General features: G+C 36.6%; 12 protein-coding genes. 2 read left to right on the forward strand and 10 right to left on the reverse strand.

Translation table 11 applies throughout. The annotated features are described in order from the left end of the window. Positions 1 to 861 precede the first annotated feature (861 nt). A complete protein-coding gene (locus BUF11_RS07135) occupies positions 862 to 1656 on the reverse strand; it encodes an NAD-dependent epimerase/dehydratase family protein (RefSeq protein WP_073588150.1) in 795 nt (264 codons plus the stop codon). Beyond that, on the reverse strand, positions 1628 to 2257 hold the full coding sequence (locus BUF11_RS07140) for a sugar transferase (protein ID WP_073588151.1): 630 nt from the start codon (positions 2255 to 2257) through the stop codon (positions 1628 to 1630). Before BUF11_RS07140 ends, BUF11_RS07135 begins: the two co-directional genes overlap by 29 nt. 590 nt (positions 2258 to 2847) lie before the next feature. On the opposite strand from BUF11_RS07140, the gene BUF11_RS07145 reads away from it, so the two are divergent. After that, positions 2848 to 4254: an O-antigen ligase family protein gene (locus tag BUF11_RS07145; RefSeq protein ID WP_175562007.1), complete on the forward strand. Its 1407-nt coding sequence runs from the start codon at positions 2848 to 2850 to the stop codon at positions 4252 to 4254. Between the two features lie 110 nt (positions 4255 to 4364). On the opposite strand, the gene BUF11_RS07150 is transcribed toward BUF11_RS07145, so the two are convergent. From BUF11_RS07150 to BUF11_RS07180, 7 genes are all read right to left on the reverse strand, one after another. Next, entirely contained in the window at positions 4365 to 5099 is a 735-nt protein-coding gene (locus tag BUF11_RS07150; RefSeq protein ID WP_073588153.1) for an ABC transporter ATP-binding protein, read from the reverse strand. Between the two features lie 20 nt (positions 5100 to 5119). Next, positions 5120 to 5845 carry an ABC transporter permease gene (locus BUF11_RS07155; RefSeq protein WP_330393861.1) on the reverse strand — a complete coding sequence of 242 codons (726 nt, stop codon included), beginning with the start codon at positions 5843 to 5845 and terminating at the stop codon, positions 5120 to 5122. A gap of 76 nt (positions 5846 to 5921) precedes the next feature. Then, complete coding sequence (locus BUF11_RS07160) at positions 5922 to 8141, reverse strand: polysaccharide pyruvyl transferase family protein (RefSeq protein WP_073588154.1); 2220 nt, start codon at positions 8139 to 8141, stop codon at positions 5922 to 5924. Beyond that, positions 8141 to 11083, reverse strand: coding sequence for a CDP-glycerol glycerophosphotransferase family protein (locus tag BUF11_RS07165; protein WP_073588155.1), 2943 nt, complete (start codon positions 11081 to 11083; stop codon positions 8141 to 8143). The genes BUF11_RS07160 and BUF11_RS07165 overlap by 1 nt, the downstream gene beginning before the upstream one ends. A gap of 222 nt (positions 11084 to 11305) precedes the next feature. After that, a complete protein-coding gene (locus tag BUF11_RS07170; protein WP_073588156.1) occupies positions 11306 to 13798 on the reverse strand; it encodes an Ig-like domain-containing protein in 2493 nt (830 codons plus the stop codon). Positions 13799 to 14266: 468 nt separating this feature from the next. Further along, positions 14267 to 15751, reverse strand: coding sequence for a threonine synthase (gene thrC, locus BUF11_RS07175; protein WP_073588157.1), 1485 nt, complete (start codon positions 15749 to 15751; stop codon positions 14267 to 14269). A gap of 136 nt (positions 15752 to 15887) precedes the next feature. Further along, positions 15888 to 16835 (reverse strand): cell wall hydrolase, encoded by a 948-nt coding sequence (locus BUF11_RS07180; protein ID WP_073588158.1) that lies wholly within the window; start codon positions 16833 to 16835, stop codon positions 15888 to 15890. Between the two features lie 630 nt (positions 16836 to 17465). Here BUF11_RS07180 and BUF11_RS07185 point away from each other — a divergent pair. After that, positions 17466 to 18299, forward strand: coding sequence for a hypothetical protein (locus tag BUF11_RS07185; protein WP_073588159.1), 834 nt, complete (start codon positions 17466 to 17468; stop codon positions 18297 to 18299). A gap of 124 nt (positions 18300 to 18423) precedes the next feature. Here BUF11_RS07185 and BUF11_RS07190 read toward each other — a convergent pair whose 3' ends face one another. Continuing rightward, positions 18424 to 19368 (reverse strand): ABC transporter permease, encoded by a 945-nt coding sequence (locus BUF11_RS07190; RefSeq protein ID WP_073588160.1) that lies wholly within the window; start codon positions 19366 to 19368, stop codon positions 18424 to 18426.

Genomic DNA, 19368 nt, shown 5'->3' on the forward strand with positions numbered 1-19368 from the left:
ATTAATTGAATTATTAAAAGGGATACTATTACATAATACCTTTAAAGCCATCTTTTCCAACCCGGAACCACCTGTATCGACAGATAGGTTCCAAGCCTAGATTGAAGATTTAAACCAGTTTTACAACTAACGAAACAAAAAATCGCTATGAAGGAGAGCATGTGCGCCAAATGACTTCAGGTACTTTTGGTATATCTTAGGCTCACAGAGTTAACAAAGTAAAGTTCATATGTCCTTTTCCTGTTGAAAATCAGCTTTGAATAAATTTAATCAATTTACTTTTCTTAAACCGCGACTTTTTAATAGTTTACTATTATACCTCTCTGCTATAAAGACGATTATACCATTCTGATTAGTTATAGTATCAAACAGACAAAGAGAGGAAACACATACCTGATATAAAAAGCTGTACCAGAAATTGTAGAACTCCTCCAAACTGGAATATATATTCCGTCACTTGTTTAGCATATTAGTTTTTTGTCGAAAAGCTCTAAAAATGTTTCTATAGTCCTCTTTCCATCAACCTACAAGACAACCTTTAGAACATCCTTTGGTGGAATCCAAACATCCTGATCAATACAGACTTAGAATAAGACTGTAAAATAAAGTCTCTGTATAGCCATGGTATTTCTCAAATAAACATCTCTTAATTTTCAAAAGATATCTATACCAAATTCATCCATTTTTAAGAATTTTAGTTAGGAGCAACTGCCATGGTACATCCGTCGCAAAATATTCTTACATTATGGTCAAAAATCGTATATAAGCATGGCACAATTTATTTTTGACAAACAAAAAAGGTCTAAACTCGAAAAGAATTTATGAGTTGCTTAGGTTATACGTTTTCAGCTCTCAAGATATTTATATAGAATCTAATTTATTATAGTATAAATCTCCAAATAATTTATTTATTAGTTTTATTCTTTTTTTCAAATAGCCAATCATTTTATTAAAATATCGGATAGTATATGTTTTCTTCTCTCTTTTTGCTCGAATACCAATTACTACTTCACAAGTATCTGCATAATTTTCATCCTGTGGAAAATAATATCCGCTTCCTTCATTAAAGATTATCTCTAATATATTATAGTTTAATCTATCGATATGAACCCAGCTCCTCTTATTATGATAATCAGGAAATATGGGTGTACACATTGCTAATTTTCTAAGCCGCTCATAATTCCCCTTACATCCCTCACCATATACCATCGGTGCCCGAATAATTGCAATTTTAAAATTTTCATTTTCTAATTTTAACAAGTCCTCTTCGGCAGCCAGTTTTGTTTTTCCATAAAGTGATGCAGGCTTAGGAACAGTTTCTTTGGTGATACATCCATTTATATCACCATACACTGCAGCTGTACTCATAAATATAAACTGCTTTACATGACTGGCTTTTGTTTTACATGCAATTTCTACCGGTAATCTATGATTAACTTTTTCATAGAGGTCTTTCATGGCCTTTTTTTCTTTCCTATGTACAATCGCAGATAAATGCAGCACCGAATCATATAAGGTGAAATCCACCTTTTCCCATGATCCGTCTGCTGCACTTACCAAATCTACGTCAATTAACTTTTCATTAAATGAATACACATATTCATGGAATTTCTTTCCTATATAACTATTAGCCCCAATTACCAGTACCCTCTTCATATAATTTTTTTACCTCACAAACTCCTTCTTTGACGCCTTTATGCTTAAGTACACAATAAAATGTTTTGAGAATACAGGATATGTCAAATAGAAAACTCATCTTTTTTATGTATTCGCCATCATATTTCGCTTTTAAGGGTATTGGAAGTTCATCCCTTCCATTCACCTGTGCCCAGCCGGTAAGACCTGGCCTGACAGTGTTAGCCCCATATTTACCCCTTTCCTCTATCAAATCATATTGATTCCATAGCGCAGGCCGGGGTCCAACCAGTGACATATCCCCTTTTAATATATTGAATAACTGGGGCAGCTCATCAAGACTGGTTTTTCGTAAGAACTTTCCAACTTTTGTGATATATTGCTCCGGGTTCTGCAATAAGTGTGTGGGAACATCACCAGGAGCCGTGGATTTCATAGTTCGAAACTTTAATATGCAGAATTCCTTTTTGTCTCTCCCAATGCGTCTTTGACAATAAAATACCCTGCCTTTGGAAGTAATCTTCACTAAAAATGCTATTAAGATGAGCAGCAAAGATAGTCCTATTATCAATCCAAAAGAACCTATAATATCCATAAATCTTTTAATGATTTTCTTATACATAGGAAGTCCTTTCTCATCTAATTATTTACTTTATTATAAAGAATTATCATTGAAATTACAAGCCTTTTTGGCACTATCTTTAAAAGTTAACTTCTTGATGCAAATGCTCTTTATCATCTTGTAAATAATTATCATAAGTATTAGAATAGATAACATATTACATAATGAATAAGGAGTTTATAATGAGGTCAAATAATTCTAACAAAGGAAAAAATAAATATCATAACAAATCTGCTGAATCAAATTCAACTATTCCGCTTCTCCCAATTATATTTATTATTGCTGTTCTTCCATTTATAATGCGGACTCATGAATACAATCCTAAGCTTAGCCAATATCCCTGGTTTAGCGACGCTCAAAATTTTGTAGATATTTTTTTGTATTATAAGCATATTTTCTTTATAATAACCTGTGCACTTATGCTGCTTGCTATAATATACAAGTTTTTCACCAACAATCGAAAGCTACAAACCTCTGTTATCCTCTACCCGATGTTTATTTATGGTATACTGGCATTTTTGTCAACCCTATTCTCTAAACACTCTTCCTATGGATTTAGTGGATTATTCGAGCAGTTTGAGTCGGTCTTTGTGTTAATTGGCTATGTAATTGTACTATCTTATACATTTATCTATATCAGAACTGAAAATGATTTGAAAAAGATAAATTATTGCTTTTTAGTCAGCATATTACTATTTAGCATACTTGGGCTTTCACAAGCATTCGGCTATGATTTAATCCGAACAGATTTTATTAAGAAACTCTACATTCCAAGATCTGGTTGGAGTACTCTTGATTCTGTTACCTTCAACTTTCCGGTTAAAACTGCTTTCCTTACATTATATAATCCTAATTATGTAGGGGTATATACTGCTTTCGTTATCCCTATTCTTCTAGCTCTTTTGCTTACAGAGAAGAATATTAAATACAAAGTGGCTTTCGGTTTTGCTATTATCTGTATGACTATTACATTATTATCTTCCGGTTCTGCTGCCGGATTAATCAGTACTATAATCGCTGTATTTGCAGCAATTATAGTATTCAGAAAAAAACTGTTCCAACATAAAAAGATTGCTATTGGCATCACACTTATATTTTCTGCTGCTGTATTATGTTTATTTATTCTTAAGTTTGATGCTGTTAAATCACTTGTTAACAATAAGCTTTCGTTAACAAAAGCCAGCCATAATATTACTGATATTAAAACCGATAATGATTTAGAACTTACATATAAGGGTAATACCCTGCTGCTAAACTATACTTTTAGTAACTCTAAATTTGATATAGAATTGAAAGATTCTAAGAATAGCAGCATTCCTTTTCACACAGAAGACACATCCGGTAAGGTGCTGATAGATGATAAACGTTTTAAGGAAATCACGATAACACCGGTTATGTACAATAACATCTTATGTATCAATTTAATTATTGATGGGAAGGACTGGGTATTCTCTAATCAAACAGGTGATGGCACATTTTATTATCTAAATACGAAAGGTGAATTTGATAAGATGGTAAATGCCGACTCCTCAATTTTCACAGGTTATGAAACACTTGCGACCGGAAGAGGTTATATCTGGTCAAGATCAATACCTTTACTTAAAAATAATATCATTTTAGGTGGCGGTGCAGACAGCTTTGTTTTTGAATTTCCGCAGAATGATTATCTTAACTACTATTATTCAGGCTTTGAAGGTGAGATTCTTACAAAACCTCATAGCTTATACTTACAGGTAGGAATACAGACGGGATTATTATCACTGGTTGCAATGCTTACATTTTTCATTATGTACTTTATTTCAAGCATTCGATTGTACATCAAATGTAAATTTGATTCCTATTGGGAAAAAACCGGCGCGGCATATTTTCTTGGGGTTGTTTCTTATATGTTTACTGGTATTACCAATGATTCTTCCGTTACAGTTGCTCCTGTTTTCTGGACCATTATCGGCATCGGCGTAGTTATTAACTACAAATTATCCAGAAATGAAACGTGAGAAATCGTATGCAACTATTATTCTTAAATATGCTAGCCAACATAAGTCTCAAAGGAAAAGGCCATTGGATATTCTCCAATGGCCTTTTCCTGTTTTATTATAAATATTCTTTAACTCGTCTTTTCCTCATATATCCTACTTACATCAGCAATCTCACCAACCGCAATAATCTCTCCCTTTTCCAGAAGGATTGCCTTATTACAGATCTTTTGAACCTGTGGCAGGGAATGGGATACAAATAGCACTGTAACGCCCTTATCAAACATAGACTGAATCTTAGCTTCACATTTCTTCTTAAACTTCGCATCTCCAACTGCCAAAACTTCATCCAGTATCAATACATCCGGTTCAACAATCGTTGCTATAGCAAAGCCCAGTCTTGATTTCATACCGGAGGAATAGTTCTTAAGCGGCACGTTGATGAATTTGCCAAGCTCGGAAAATTCTATAATCTCATTGTACTTTTCGGCTATAAAATCCTTAGGATACCCTAAGACTGCTCCATAGAGGTATATATTTTCCGCCCCGGTATATTCCGGTTCAAAGCCTGCTCCAAGTTCAAGTAAAGGAGCAATCTTGCCTTTTACTACTATACTGCCCTCCGTTGGCTTTAATACTCCGGCTATAATTTTAAGAAGGGTACTCTTTCCTGCTCCGTTTAAGCCAAGTATGCCCAAACGGTCTCCCTTTTCAATAGACAGGTTTACATTTCTAAGGGCCCAGAATTCCGTATACTTTAATTCACGTTTTATAAATTTTATAAAATATTCTTTTAGATTATCTACCTTCTGTGAAGACAGATTAAACCGCATACTTACATTACTAACTTCGACTGCTGTTTTCATGACAGACTCCTTTCCAGATATTATACATGCAATATGAATTCATCCTGCTTTTTATAAAACAATACCAGACCCAAAATCATAAATCCGACACTGTATAACAAGGATAATTCCAATGCTCTCATATCCAGAGGCTGTCCAAAAATAGCATTTCTGAAATTCACGATTACATTGTAAAGAGGATTTATCTCAAGCAGCCAGCCATATCCATTTTCGATAATTCTCTCTACCGGATAAAAGATAGCTGATGTATACATTATCAGCATCAGGGCAACAGACCAGATGTATTCCAAATCCCTGAAAAACACGGAAAAGGTTGCAAGAACTAATCCAATGCCATAACACATTACCGGTAGTATTATCAATGGTATTATCGCTTCAAACAAATATAAAGTAGGTCTGACATTAAGCACGATTCCTACCCCTACCAGTACTATCAGGGAAATCAGAAAAATAATATAATCGCTTAATATGCTTGAAAGAGGGTACATATATTTGGGAACATACACCTTCTTAATCATACTGCTATGGGATCTGATTGACTTCATCGACACCTTAGTACTATTGGAAAAGAACGAATACATTAACCTTCCTGAAAGTATGTAGATAGGGAAGGAGGGATCGTTACTTCTGTGCAATAAGCTCCCGAATACAATAGTAAGTACTATCATAGTCAGCAGCGGTTCAATCAGAGTCCACAAAATTCCAAGATAGGAATGCCTGTATTTTAAAGTTACTCCTTTTTTCACCAATTCGCCTAGCAAAAATCGATATTTTTTAAAATTACTGATATGCTTCTTCAATTTAACACCTTGGCCTTTCAAATTACTTTAAATCATTACAGCTTTCCAAGAGCTCCTGAACAGGTTCCTTATCCAGCCTGTCAAAGAACTCCATACGTCCCGTTTTATACGGATTGGGTTTTTTATGATTCTTGCGGAAAGCATCCCTTATATTACTTTCCTTAAAGAGAAAGCTGTCTTTTATGCTGTTCCAGAAAGCTTCGCCTTTCTCATTATTAACAAGTAAAAGGCTTGCTCCCTTGTTATCATACATGGCCGGATCAATGTCCTTTATTCCCCAGAAGTCTCCCATAGTAATATCTCCGGCACGGTTTTTGTGGGTAAAACCACATTTACTGCAGCATGGTCTGGAGATATAGTCCTTGGTAAATGCCCTGTAATAATCATTCTTTCTGGTATTTACCGTAATAGATTTCCCATTTGCAAATTCAATAACCATACTGGCATCCGTACTAAGCCACCCTTTGCTCTTATTACGGAATTGCAGATTCGTGACCTTAGAACCATGCTTTTTATTCAGGTAATCAATATACTGCCGGTATACTTTCGGTGACGGCGAAGCATGACATAAGATTTCACTAATAATCAGGTTATCATAATTTTTCTTAAGGTAGGAACGAAGACCTGCACATTCACAGGGAAGGCCTGAGTAGAGGACCGTTCTCCCCTCTGCCAAAAGCTCTTTTATCTTCGGGAATATACCATCAAAGTCGCTTTTAACATATTTGGAACCAAAGAATGGTTTGACTTCTTCCATGGTATATGCAATATCAGAAACAGCATTCATATCTTCGTCATATCTGACTCCAACCACAGCACCCTTCTTTTCTTCAATTACATATCTGGCTGCCTCCGGAAAGATGGCTCCGGAAGAAGAACCTAAACGCACCTCTTCCTCCTTATTCATTGCGCAATAAACCTTCGGAAAGGATTTTCCATAAGAAATAATATGCTCATGTTTACGGATACAAGCTCTACTGCATGCACCACAATTGATACACTTTTCATCTGCTACCGGATACAAAAATCCCTCTTTGTCAGGGACCATGGCAATAGCACCGACAGGACAGATTTCCTTACAAGCCCTGCAGCCATAGCAATCCATCTTGCTAATATTCGTCGGACATTGTACCATTGTCTGAATGTTATTGTTATAAAGCGCATCAAATAAATATGCAAGAGAAAATTCTCTTAATTCCAATATTCTTTTCCTTAACTTCTCCGGCTCCTGAATCTGGAATTGCCAGAAATCCTTGAAATCCTCTTTGCTGTAAAGCAAATGAGATTGCAAATCCAGGGAAGTAAGCAAATCTACCGTTCTGCTTCCAGTATTAGAATGAAGCATAGAAACAAAAGGTGTTTCATAGATAATAGAAAACACCGTACCGTGAAAAGAATTAGTAATAACATATTCTGCATTTTCAATTAACCCGAGAAAATCTCCCGGTGCACTTGTATAGCAGCTGCTTATCTCATTCTTAAACAGCTTGCCCGGTCTTCTCTGTATGATGGGAAGTCCGGTTGCAGTAGATACTCTATTGGCGAAAGCAATTACCTCTGGATTATGTTCCATCATATAAACAAAGATATATTTCTCCTTAATAGCTGGAACTGTTTTTATTGCTTCATAATCTTCTTTCGGTAATAATAAGGTAGGATCAAGTACAACATCTACGTGACGGTTCGTCAGCTCTTTCACCGGCTTAACCGCACTCTTCTCTCTTACCGATATTGAGGTAAAGCTTTTTAAGCTACCACGTATTCTGTCATGATAAATAGGCAGAAGATAATCTCTTCCTATGCTGGCTGCATAAGAAATCTTTTTCTTTTCAGGATTTGCAAAGTCCAAAAAGTAGGCCGGATCAAAGCCGCCTATATGCTCACTGTTCCATACCTGATCACTGCCGACAATGTAGGCATCAAGTTCCAACGGGGCATCTGCAAGCTCCTGATAATCCGCATAATCCCCAATCAAATTAAACTCTTTATTGATAAAATGTGTGTAATTCTTATATCTTTTAAGACTTCTGGGATTATCGTAATGCAGCTTTAATTCTGCAAGCTTCTTACGGATACCTTCCTTCCCCTTTAGGGGATTATATAAATCATCAATAATAGGAGGATGATAATTAATCACATAAGCTTCTATATGGTTGTTTTTCAGCACCCTTTGTAAAGCCCAAGTCTGAAGACTTGCTCCAAAATTATGGGCACTGTGAAATGTAATGACACCAGCCTTCACTATTTTGCCTCCTTTAGCAGCATTTCAAGATGAATGGATGATTCCTCTGATACTACGACATTAACTTTTTTCATTAATTCCTCCATACTCTTAAGCTTTTTCATGGAAGAAGGAATAACAACTGTTGTATAATTTCCCAGGTGTTTCAGGGCATATTCTATATTTTTACGATACTTTTTATCTTTGTAATATTTGCTCTCATCAAAATCTGAAAAACAATACACTCTTCTATCAGCAAGGAACTCAAATTGATGAAGCAGGAATAAGTCCATTCCGGAATAATTAATTACCGTATCAAACTTGATATTCCCGTAGTTCTTAAGATTCTCTCTTTTTGCAAGAACAGCCAGTCTTTTTCTTGTGGACTTTGTTTCTATTCCAAATCTGAAAGTCATAACAAAAGCGATATATTCCAGAAAGGTATTATCTCTGCCTACTGATAAAGGAATATACCCGATGTTTTTATGAAGTAATGACAAATTTCTGGAGTTCTTCTTCAAAGCTCCTGCCTTGAAATTCAAATAAATATGGCTGTTTTTATCTTTATGCTTATTAAGCCCCTTGATAAAATCCAGATTTTCTTTGGTATCACGAAGGTTTCTTAAATAAATAAGAGTATTTGTTTTCTTATTTTCTGAATAATCTTCCGTCAGAAGCCCTGTTTCTTCTCCTAAAAACATTGTATCGCAAACATTCCTGGCACACTCTGCAGAATCCAGGCTGCAAAACCTCTCATGGAACTTAGGATATCCATATTCTTCTTTATTTATTTCTTCTACAAGCTCCTTAACAGTATCAACTTTAGGCAAATCCATCTCATCAAGACTGATATAAATTCCACGGTCACCTAAATATTCTTCTCTGTCATAGGTAAAAAGAATAATTTTCTTGCCGGACACTGCATAATCAAACATAATGCTTGAATAATCCGTAATTAGCATATCACTTGCATTTAAAAAATCATAGCTTTCATAAGCAGAAGGAAACTCCTTTACATGCAAAAGCTCTCTGTAATTAATTTCATTCTTTACAAATGGATGCAGTTTTACATAGAGCACCTGATTGGGTTTTAATTTGCGGTCAAGGTATGCCAGATAATTAAATATCTTAGTTACCTGCTCTTTATTTTGTTTCTTATGCAACAAGCCTCTCCAGGTCGGCATATATACAATAACCTGCTTGTCTGTCAAAAAGCACTCCCTGCGTATCTGATCCCGTCTCTCCGCACGGTAGAAACTTGAGTTTCTTGGATACCCTGAAAGAAGTACTTTTCCCTTATAAGCCTCCTCCAGCATATAATCCTCAAAGAATACATTCTTAGAGAACTCATTCTGATACAAAAGATAATCTGCAATATAGAAATTTCGCTGTACATTACCAAGACCATACTCACGGTCCTGAACAATTCTTCCCATAGCTTTTAAAGGAGTACCATGCCATGTATTCAGGTATACCTGCTCCGGCTTCTTAATATAATAAGGAGGAAAGCTGGTATCCGTTACAAGATACTTCGCTGAAGCAAGGGCTTTTAAATACTCATCCGTATGAATCTCAATAAAGCTGACATAATTAATGCCATAGTTATAGAGCAGTTCCTCATAGGTATCAAAAAGTTCTTTCTGAAGAACAAGATAAATATGGTAGCCGCGGTATTTACCTCTCTTACATTCATAAATCATATTAAAGATATTACCGGCCAAATCCTCACCATGCTTGGATTCAAAAAGAATAACCTTCTCATCAACTGATAATTTCTCATAATACTTTGTATATCTTACATCGGCAGGAAGATGGTACAGCTTATAAAGTTTCGACTTTTTGAATCTATTCTTAATAAAGGTAAGCTTCTTGCGGCTTTTCTTGAATTTTCTCCATTTTTTCTGAAAGCTATCCCATTTATCCTTTACTCTTACGAGGATTCTTAAAAGCCTGCCAGGCAAACGGTCTCTCAATGTGACATAACGGATAGTTTTCTTACGGTCAACATAATGCTTTAAATGCTTCTTCAAAGAGGAAGAAGCGGTGTATTTAAGGTAATGATTAACAGGCCACTCCGGTATTTCCCTTTCCAGAAAATCCTGCGTAGCATTTATAATATCTATTTTTAAAGGCAGCTGCCCTTTCTTCTCATCGGAGTAAAAGGATTCATAACGGTAAAAAAAATGTCTTACACAGACATATTCCAATTCCTCTTTAAATATATCGTAAAGTTTATGTTCTCTCATAAACCGGAACACTAACCCAAAGGCTTCCACAATATCCTTTGTAGCTTCGGAAAAACTGTTTAAGAATCCCACCTGTGTTGTTTTTCTGTAATTATAGAGTGGTTCCGGAACAACGCCAATGCTCTCTGCTATTGTCATAGCCTCGAAAGCAACCACAAGATCCTCAAACCGAAGCCCCTCCGGAAACCTTATTTCTTTCAATAGGCTTCTCTTAAAAAGCTTGTCCCAGGGGAAAGGTGACGCATGTACCAGTTCAAACTTTCTCTCGGACATTCTATAATTCTGGTTCATATAGAAGACCTTCATTTCTTTTTTTTGAAGTTCTTCCTTTCCGGGTACCTCATAAACATTATATCTGGCACACATAACCAAATCATTATTATCAGCAGAAGCCTTGGTATAAAGCTTCTCGGCCATATCAAGCTCTATAAAATCATCGCTGTCTACGAACATAATATATTCGCCGACAGCTCTATCAAGTCCATAATTACGGGCATGGCTAACACCCCTGTTCTCAGTTGTAAACACTCTCACTTTCGCAGGGTATTCCTTTTCATATCCTTCTAATATCTTAATGCTGTTATCAGGGCTGCCGTCATTGACTACAATTATTTCAATATCCTCTAAAGTCTGATGAATCAAGCTCTCCATACAGACTGTAAGGTATTTCTCCACATTGTAAACAGGCACAATGATGCTTACCTTAACTTCATTCATTTCATAACTCCTCCTAAGGGTCTTATTGCCACTAAATTGGATTTTATCATAGAAAGTGGGAGAATGCAATAATTATTAAGGATTCTTAAGGAACATCGTATCGTCAGAATGCTCCCTCCTTTTATTTCTCTTCATTAGTTTCCGAAAACAAAAGAGCCGGAAAACGAAAATGTTTTCCGGCTCTTTCTTTATAATATCAATGCAGATATTATATTGAGTATATTAGTTAGTGTAAGTAATTGTCTGGTTGATATCAACACTTACAGGAATCTGCTTCGTGCCTATCTTAACAAGTACTTTCACACTCTTGATAACTACGAAATTAGTAGATCCATTAGCATAGGTATAAACATCTTTTCCTAATCCTGTATCATACTGGAATGCTAAATCAACATTCTCAATCTTATTACCTTCATAAGAGAACTCAAATGCTTTCTTAAGTGCTGCATCAACGTCAGCTGCACCAGATACGCTTGAAGCTACATGCTTAACAGTAACAGGAGACTGTGTATCAACAACTGCAAAACCACTTGTTATAGTCTTAGTAGTACCATCAGCTAAATCAATATACTTAAGTTCAATAGTATAAGAACCAGCAGCTTGTTTCGTAACCGGTGATGTAGTTACATCAAGAGCTGTAAATGTTACAGCCTTTGCAGCAACAAATCCTGCACCCTGAGTAGCAACTGTGTCTGATCCCTTTTTGATAGTGTACTCTTTGATATCAGCATATTTTGCTAAAGCGCCACCCTGATAAGCACCAACCTTGATTGTGAAGCTCTTATTAGCTGTGCTTGCATCTACATACACTGTATCAATAGTATCTTTATTGCGTTCAACCTGATATCCATATGTTGTACCGGTAGGCTCAACAACTGATACGGTGAATACTCTTGTAAGGGAACCATAAACTACCTTGTAGCTATATGTCTTTCCAGCAACCGAACTTAAGGTAGGTGTTATTTCAATTGTACCATCTGAGTTCATTACAACATTAGGCTTAGTAGCAATATCTCCAGAGTATAATTCAGGCTGGTTGATATTTGCTGCAGCAAAATCCTTATCTTTGCCAAACTGATCCTTTAAAGATGCAGTTATTACCTTCTTATCAACAGCAACAACACCATCAAATGCTTTGGAAAGTGTTACGCTTTCTTTATCAAGTAATAAAGAAGCTGCTTTTCTTTCCTCAAGCACTGTTACTGCAAGTGACCAAACAACCTTACCATCTTTATCTTTAACCAGAACATATGCACTTCCTGCAGAAACAGGTATTAAATCTGCTGCAAGACCAGTACCGCTGGTTGTAGCGAGAAGTACGTTGTAGTTAGAAGAATCAAAGGTATAATCACCATATCCTGCATAGTTGTTATCTGTCTTTAATACGCGAAGGAATAACTTCATGCTTGTATCACCAACAGCAAGCTGTGTATTAGCAGTATACTTATTCCAGTTAGGTGTATCCTTAGCTACTGTGTATTCCTGTTTGGATACGCCTACAGCAGTCTTATCAACAGCTGTGATAGTAAGCTCTGTTGTGATAGCTCCAACTTCCTGACCTGCTGCATCATACTTATAAGTATGGTAAACAGCTTTTGCCTTTGCAGTATCACCAATATTGAAAAGATATAAATTCTTTCCGCTTGTATAACCCTTAACATCGCTTAAAGTAAATTCAATCTTAGGTTCTGCAGAAGTATCAGAATAAGAATAAGTATTCAGAACAACACCATTAGCATCTGCTGTGCTAACCTTGATTTCTGTTTCTGTCTGGAAAGCAATCGTAGCAGGTGAAATAGTAAGAGTTGCTATCTTACCATCAGTTGCTGTGAACTGTGTATCTTTCTTGTCATAAGTTACGGTGTATGTCTTTCCATCTGTCATACCGGCAAATGTAGTAACCTTAACAATGTTTGTTCCATCAGCTACAGCATCTTTAACGCCTATAACTGCTTTTGTTGCATCATTTACGATAGCGAAATCTTTTGCTGCAACTTTGCCGCTTTCGATTTTGCTGTTAAATGTAACTGCAAGTTCAGTAGAACCCGTCTGCTTGATGCTTGCAACGCCAAGAGGAACTGTTACTTTTACAGTATCAGTTACATTCCACTGGCTTGAATCAGGAGCTGTGGATGCAGCTTTTGCATATACAGTGATTGTAGCTTCGCCAGCTTCAACTGCTGTAACAACACCAGTCTTAGCATCAACAGTAGCTACTGCTTCTTTATCAGAAACATATTTTACAGCATCTGTAGAATTAGCAGGAGTTAAAGCTGCTTTTAAAGCCTTTGTCTCGCCTGAATTCAGTGTGAAGTCTTCACCAACTGCAACTGTTTTTGCACGTTGTCTGATAGTAACTTTCTGTGTAAATGTAGAAGTCTTGCCCTTCTTGGTCTTAGCAGCAACCTTAACAGTTACAACACCAGGAGCTTTTGCTACTACATAACCTGTCTTAGCACCGATAGTAGCTTTTTTGCTATCACTTACTGTCCAGGTGTATTTGGTTCCAGCATATGTTTTGCTAAGGTCAAAATTTACAGCACTTTTACCGTAAGAAACCTTATCAACATAAAGAACCGTTGTTGCTTTGCTTGTACCCTTGTCTACGATCTTAGCAGCTGTTGCAGCGGAAGCACTTATAGGGCTAACGCTTGCTACTACTAATGCAAGAGCAAGAGCAGAAGCTAATTTCTTTTTAAAGAAATTTTTCTTCATATTCTTTCTTCCTCCTTAAAATATAGGTTGGTTTGGTATTATATTTTTCAATATAATCATTCCAATAACAAGAAGATTATAACAATAATCAGATAAAAGGTCAAGTCCTTTTATCTATAATTTTACTATACCGCAGTCCCGTACATCAGGCTTAAAAACTGGATTTCGCCTTATTTTTGACACATTCGGGGATTCCAGATAAACTACCCGCTGCATCTCAATATGGATGATTTTCCCTTTTCAAACCGTTGGCTGCTTTCCTTTTCTTGCTATACCTTTATGGATGATTATATCAAAGTTAGGATTAGAAACTTTTTTCAAAGCTTGGTGTCTCCTGAACTCTAGGTATATAATGCACTTTGTTTATGTCAATTTTATGGCAGGCTTTTGTCACAATCGGCTTTTTTTCAAGACATTTTCAGCTCATTTGGATTAGCCGGACAGCAAATATGGCACACATTTTTGCATTTATTTCAGAATTTCCTCTACAACCTTCTGCATTTCATCTTTCCTGCATATCCTGTTATGAAGCACTTTGGCACTACGTATTTCTTCTATTGCTGCCGGCACGGCTACCTTTGATATCCTGCTTAATTCATCTACCAGTTCAAAATCTCCCATGGTGCCGTATTTCGGATCAATTGCTTCCATAACGCTTCTGGTAAATTTATAAGGACTTGCCGTTGATGCGATAATAGCTTTATTTGCATCCTGGCTTTTTTCTTTGTATCTGCTGTAAACAGATGCTCCTACTGCAGTATGGGTATCAATCACATAACCCTCCTTTTCGTATAAATCTTTTATCAGCTCTGCTGTCTGGCTTTCGCTGGCATACCCCCCAAGCACTCCGGTTATATTTCCTTTCATTTCTTTTGTTATCTCATACTCTCCCTCTTTCGTTAAGGAATTCATAAGGGCAAGTGTCTTATCACTGTCTTTTCCTGATGATAAGTATATCAGCCTTTCCAGATTGCTGGAGATTAGGATATCCATGGAGGGTGAGGAGGTCAGAATGAATTCTCTCTTGCGGTTATAGATTCCTGTTTCAAGGAAATCAAACAGTACTTTATTTTCATTAGAGGCGCAGATAAGCTTATCAAGAGGCAGTCCCATTTGTTTGGCATAGAAAGCCGCAAGGATATTGCCGAAATTACCGGTCGGCACTGCTGCATTTATCTTTTCCCCTTCCGAAATAACTCCTTTTCTTAACAGATTGCCATAAGCATATATATAGTAAACTATCTGCGGAACCAGGCGTCCGATATTAATAGAATTGGCGGAGGAAAATACATAACCTTTTGCTTTTAGATCTTCTGCCAGCTGCCTGTTATTAAACATGGCCTTGACACCGTTTTGGGCATCGTCAAAATTCCCTTCGATTCCAATAACATAAGCGTTGTCACCCTTTTGTGTCACCATCTGCTTTTCCTGGATGGGACTTACACCGTCCTTGGGGTAAAACACAATTATCCTGGTTCCTTTGACATCTGCAAAGCCGGCAAGTGCAGCTTTTCCCGTGTCTCCTGAAGTTGCAGTCAGAATAACGATTTCATCGGTTACATTATTTTTTTTTGCTGCAGTGGTTAATAAATGCGGCAATATAGATAATGCCATATCTTTAAAGGCAATTGTTGAGCCATGAAACAGTTCCAGATAGTATAAGCCTCCCGCTTCTTTTACAGGTGCTATCTCTGCAGTGTCAAATTTCTCATCATAAGCATTGTCGATACAACTCTTAAGTTCTTCTTCCGTAAAGTCGGTGAAATATAACTTCATTACTTCATAAGCTGCCTGCTGATAGGTCAGTGTGCTTAATTCTTTCAGGCTTAGAGTCAGCTTTGGAATACTCTCCGGAACATAGAGTCCTCCGTCCTCTGCCAGCCCCTTTAATATTGCCTGGGATGCTGTTATGGGTGCTGCGTGGCTGCGGGTGCTTTGATATAAAAGATTCATAATATCCTCCATTATAAGCGGATTTAACCGATTTTCGTTGTATTATAACATGTTTCATACTGATACACAATACTTTGCTAAAGTGAATTGCAAAACAAAAAGGATGTTAAAAAACATCCTTTTGCATTTCCTGCTATTATTTGAAAAACTCGTGCCCGCCGTATTTAAACAGGAATTTTAAATGGCGGTCAAACCAGCTCATGCTGTTTTTATCGGCTCTTATTCTTGCCGAGAAATACAAGGCACCATGGGAATAATCTTCCCCATTAAGTACTCGCCTGATGGCTTTTTTGGTACCCTCCGATACTTTTACGGAATAATATCTTCCATCCTTTATCGGGGAAAACTGATAGGTATGTCCGTCCTTTTGGAATACGACATCTTTTACCGTATCAGGAAAATCCTTATTGCTAACTCTGTTCAGGATGACATTTGCAACCAGCATCTTACCCTTCACATCTTCTCCGGTTGCTTCAGCTTCTACGATTCTTTGAAGAACTTCTATTTCTCCATTACTTAATTTGACTTTATATTCTGTCTTCTTTACGGTATTTTTTGCTTCCTGCCTGACTGTTTTTTTCGTTTCAGTTGAAGCCGCTTCTGTATTTTTAGTCTTTTCTTTGGTCGAACTACTATCAACCCTACTCTTTGCAGTTGCCTGTACTGCTTCTTTTAAAGTTGTATTTTCTTTTGCAACAACTGTCTTAGAATCGCTATGTGCTGTTATTATCGCTTTATTTTTGAAGGGAATATAAGGATTTACACACTGGATACCATAAGCCTCTAAACCGCTTTGTACGAGCTCTGCCTTTTTATAAATAACCGGATTCGTTCGTACAATTGCTTCTATCGCTGTTTCTTCCCCTATCCCGTTTGCCTTTCCATTTAAGTTTCCTGAAGTATATACAGGAGCCTTTTGTATGGATGAATGCTCGTAGATAGTATCCGGGCTTAAGATTAAAAAGCTCGTAACTGCTATATAAAGAACAGCCGCTGCAATTACTGCTTTATTTTTTCCGGATAGAGGTATCATTGCCTTTACCGGCTTAAAAGCCCTTTGAAGAAACGAGTGTATTTTTAGCATATATACATCCTCTTTTCTTTCTTGATCTTACTCCAATAAAATATCGCCTTTGTTATTCTATTGTCATAATAGTTTATGGACCGTAAAACTACTTAAAAGAACCACAGGCATTGCTTCTCTTAAAAGCTTCTCATGCATTATATCATTAAGCCTTTTACTGTCAATAACTCTATGCAAAGTTTGGAAGATACGTTAAATTAAACTGGGGTTTTCTTCCTGCCGGCGTCTTTATGCATAATTTATTACACGTTAGAACCTATACTTTTTGGTGATTACACACAAACAAATTTTAACTAAATGTTAAGGAGTTATTAAATATTTTGTTCCATTCTTGGAGATTTATACATCAAAATCCTATTTTCTTTTATACTTTTTCCGAAATGGCCTGTTTTTATCTGATTTCATGCCATTTATTTTATTACACACTTGTTACATCGCGAAATATTTATGTAACATTTTAATCATTCCACTTTTGCCAGCTTTCTTCTTATCCTTGGCTTTCTGCAAGACTTCTTTTCATTTCTTTTCTTTTCCTATTTTCTATAGAAATAGAACATGTATATTGATTTTACCGGTTATTTTTTATAGAATACAATCAGATGATTTATAAGAGACCAGGAGGTGGATTCTTTGCTTGAATACCCCGGAGTTATAAAAGCATATAAAAAGAATGGCAATTGTTATTACCGTGCCAGTATTACCTATCAAAATAAGCATATAAGTCTTGGGAGTTATGAGAATGCAAGACAAGGCAACTGCGCTTACGAAACCGCACTCTTGCTTGTCAGAGAGAAAAAATACAGCCTTATGGATTATACCAAAGATATGGCTCTTGATTTTGAGAAGTGGGTTATTCTTATAAATTTCAGAGATAACGGGATTTACATTAAGAATCCTATCTATTTAAAAAAGAATTACTTCTTATATTATATAAGTAAGGATATCTACTTTTTATTTGATACGGATGATTTGTTTTATTACGGACATCATAAAATTATGATGCGGGGCGGACATCTTTTTGTTTCCGATTATGGCATGCAGGTAAATATCCTTTCCCGTTACGGTATTAAAAATTACGCCACGGCCGGCAAAGATTATCTCTTTGTTAACGGGAATGAACGGGATATGCGCTATAGCAATATCAAAGTCATTAACCATTACCACGGTGTGTATAGCTCTATCCATAAAGGACTTCCCTGCTATACAGCTAAAATCCATATTCAAGGGGATTATCTTATAGGACATTATCCAAGCGAGAAGGAAGCTGCCATAGCGTATAATAAGGCTGCCGATACTTTAAAACAGAACGGTTTTCAGAAGAATTTTCCCGTCAATTATATTAATGATGCCGATGAAATTGAATATGCCAAGCTTTATCACAGCCTAAGGATTTCAAAAAGCATAAGAAGATTTGCAGAAAATTTAGGTACTAAAGCTACTATAAAGAATTTCAAAAAAAATTAAAAAAAATATTACCTTTTTTCATTTTATATGTTATAATAAATCCATATTATTCTTCTTCCATTTTCATATTCCAGAAAATTGCCATCGGTTACTGATTTTTCAGGGACCGATGGCTATTTTATTCTTATTTATTCGCCACTTTCTTTTTTGTGTTTTGCTTTTTATGCTTAATTCTTTCCTTATTCCCTTTTAAGGGATTTAATATAGCTGCTGCCGATAGCAGCAGAATTACCGCTATCACTATCTGAATTACGGTACTAAACAAAAGCCAGTGTTCATTCAGCACCTCTGGAAGATTCCCATATTTCTCATACAAACTTGCCAGTGTTCTTCCTGTACTCGCCTGTCCTTTCAAAATAGACAGATAAGTTACAATAGGATTGACCAATAACAGCAGCATCCAGTTTCCGATATCTGCCTGTATGGCTGTAACAGTATCTCCTGCATGGTTCAAATGCATCTGATCCAGAAAATGTATACCCCAGACTGCCCCAAAAGTTCCAAGGCAAAGCAGTAACACTGTTCCATAGGCAGCAACTGTAGCGGAAGTCGACTTTTTTAATAATGCGGAGAAAAATATACCGATGCTTCCCAGGTAAATGGCTGTTTCCAGAATTAGCAGCAGAAACTCTGCCAAATCCCGCAGGGTTATCCCCCCAATAGAAAAGACCAGTGCAATTACCGGAAGGCTTGAAAAAGCAAGCAGGAGCATCATACTTATAGAAGCCACTAATTTCCCTCTGATAATAGAACCTGGTGTTAACTTTGTGGTAAGAAGTATCTCGAGAGTCTGCCTTTCCTTTTCTCCCGATATGGCTCCGGCTGTTACTGCCGGCACCACTAAAAGAAGCAGAAAAAACTCTACCCCGGTTATAATGGAATAAATCTCAAGGATGGCAGAATATTCCACATTATTACCGATTTTCTGCTGATATTCAAAGGACAGATACAGAGCAAAAAGGCCAAAGAGGGAAAGCAGTCCGTTAACGGCAAAGATTATAACATAAGTTCTTAAGCTTCTTGCAGTAGTCCGCAATTCCTTCTGATATACCGGATTCAAACGAAGCAT

Origin of the sequence: Anaerocolumna xylanovorans DSM 12503 (genome assembly GCF_900143645.1) — a bacterium.
GTDB classification, from domain to species: domain Bacteria; phylum Bacillota; class Clostridia; order Lachnospirales; family Lachnospiraceae; genus Anaerocolumna; species Anaerocolumna xylanovorans.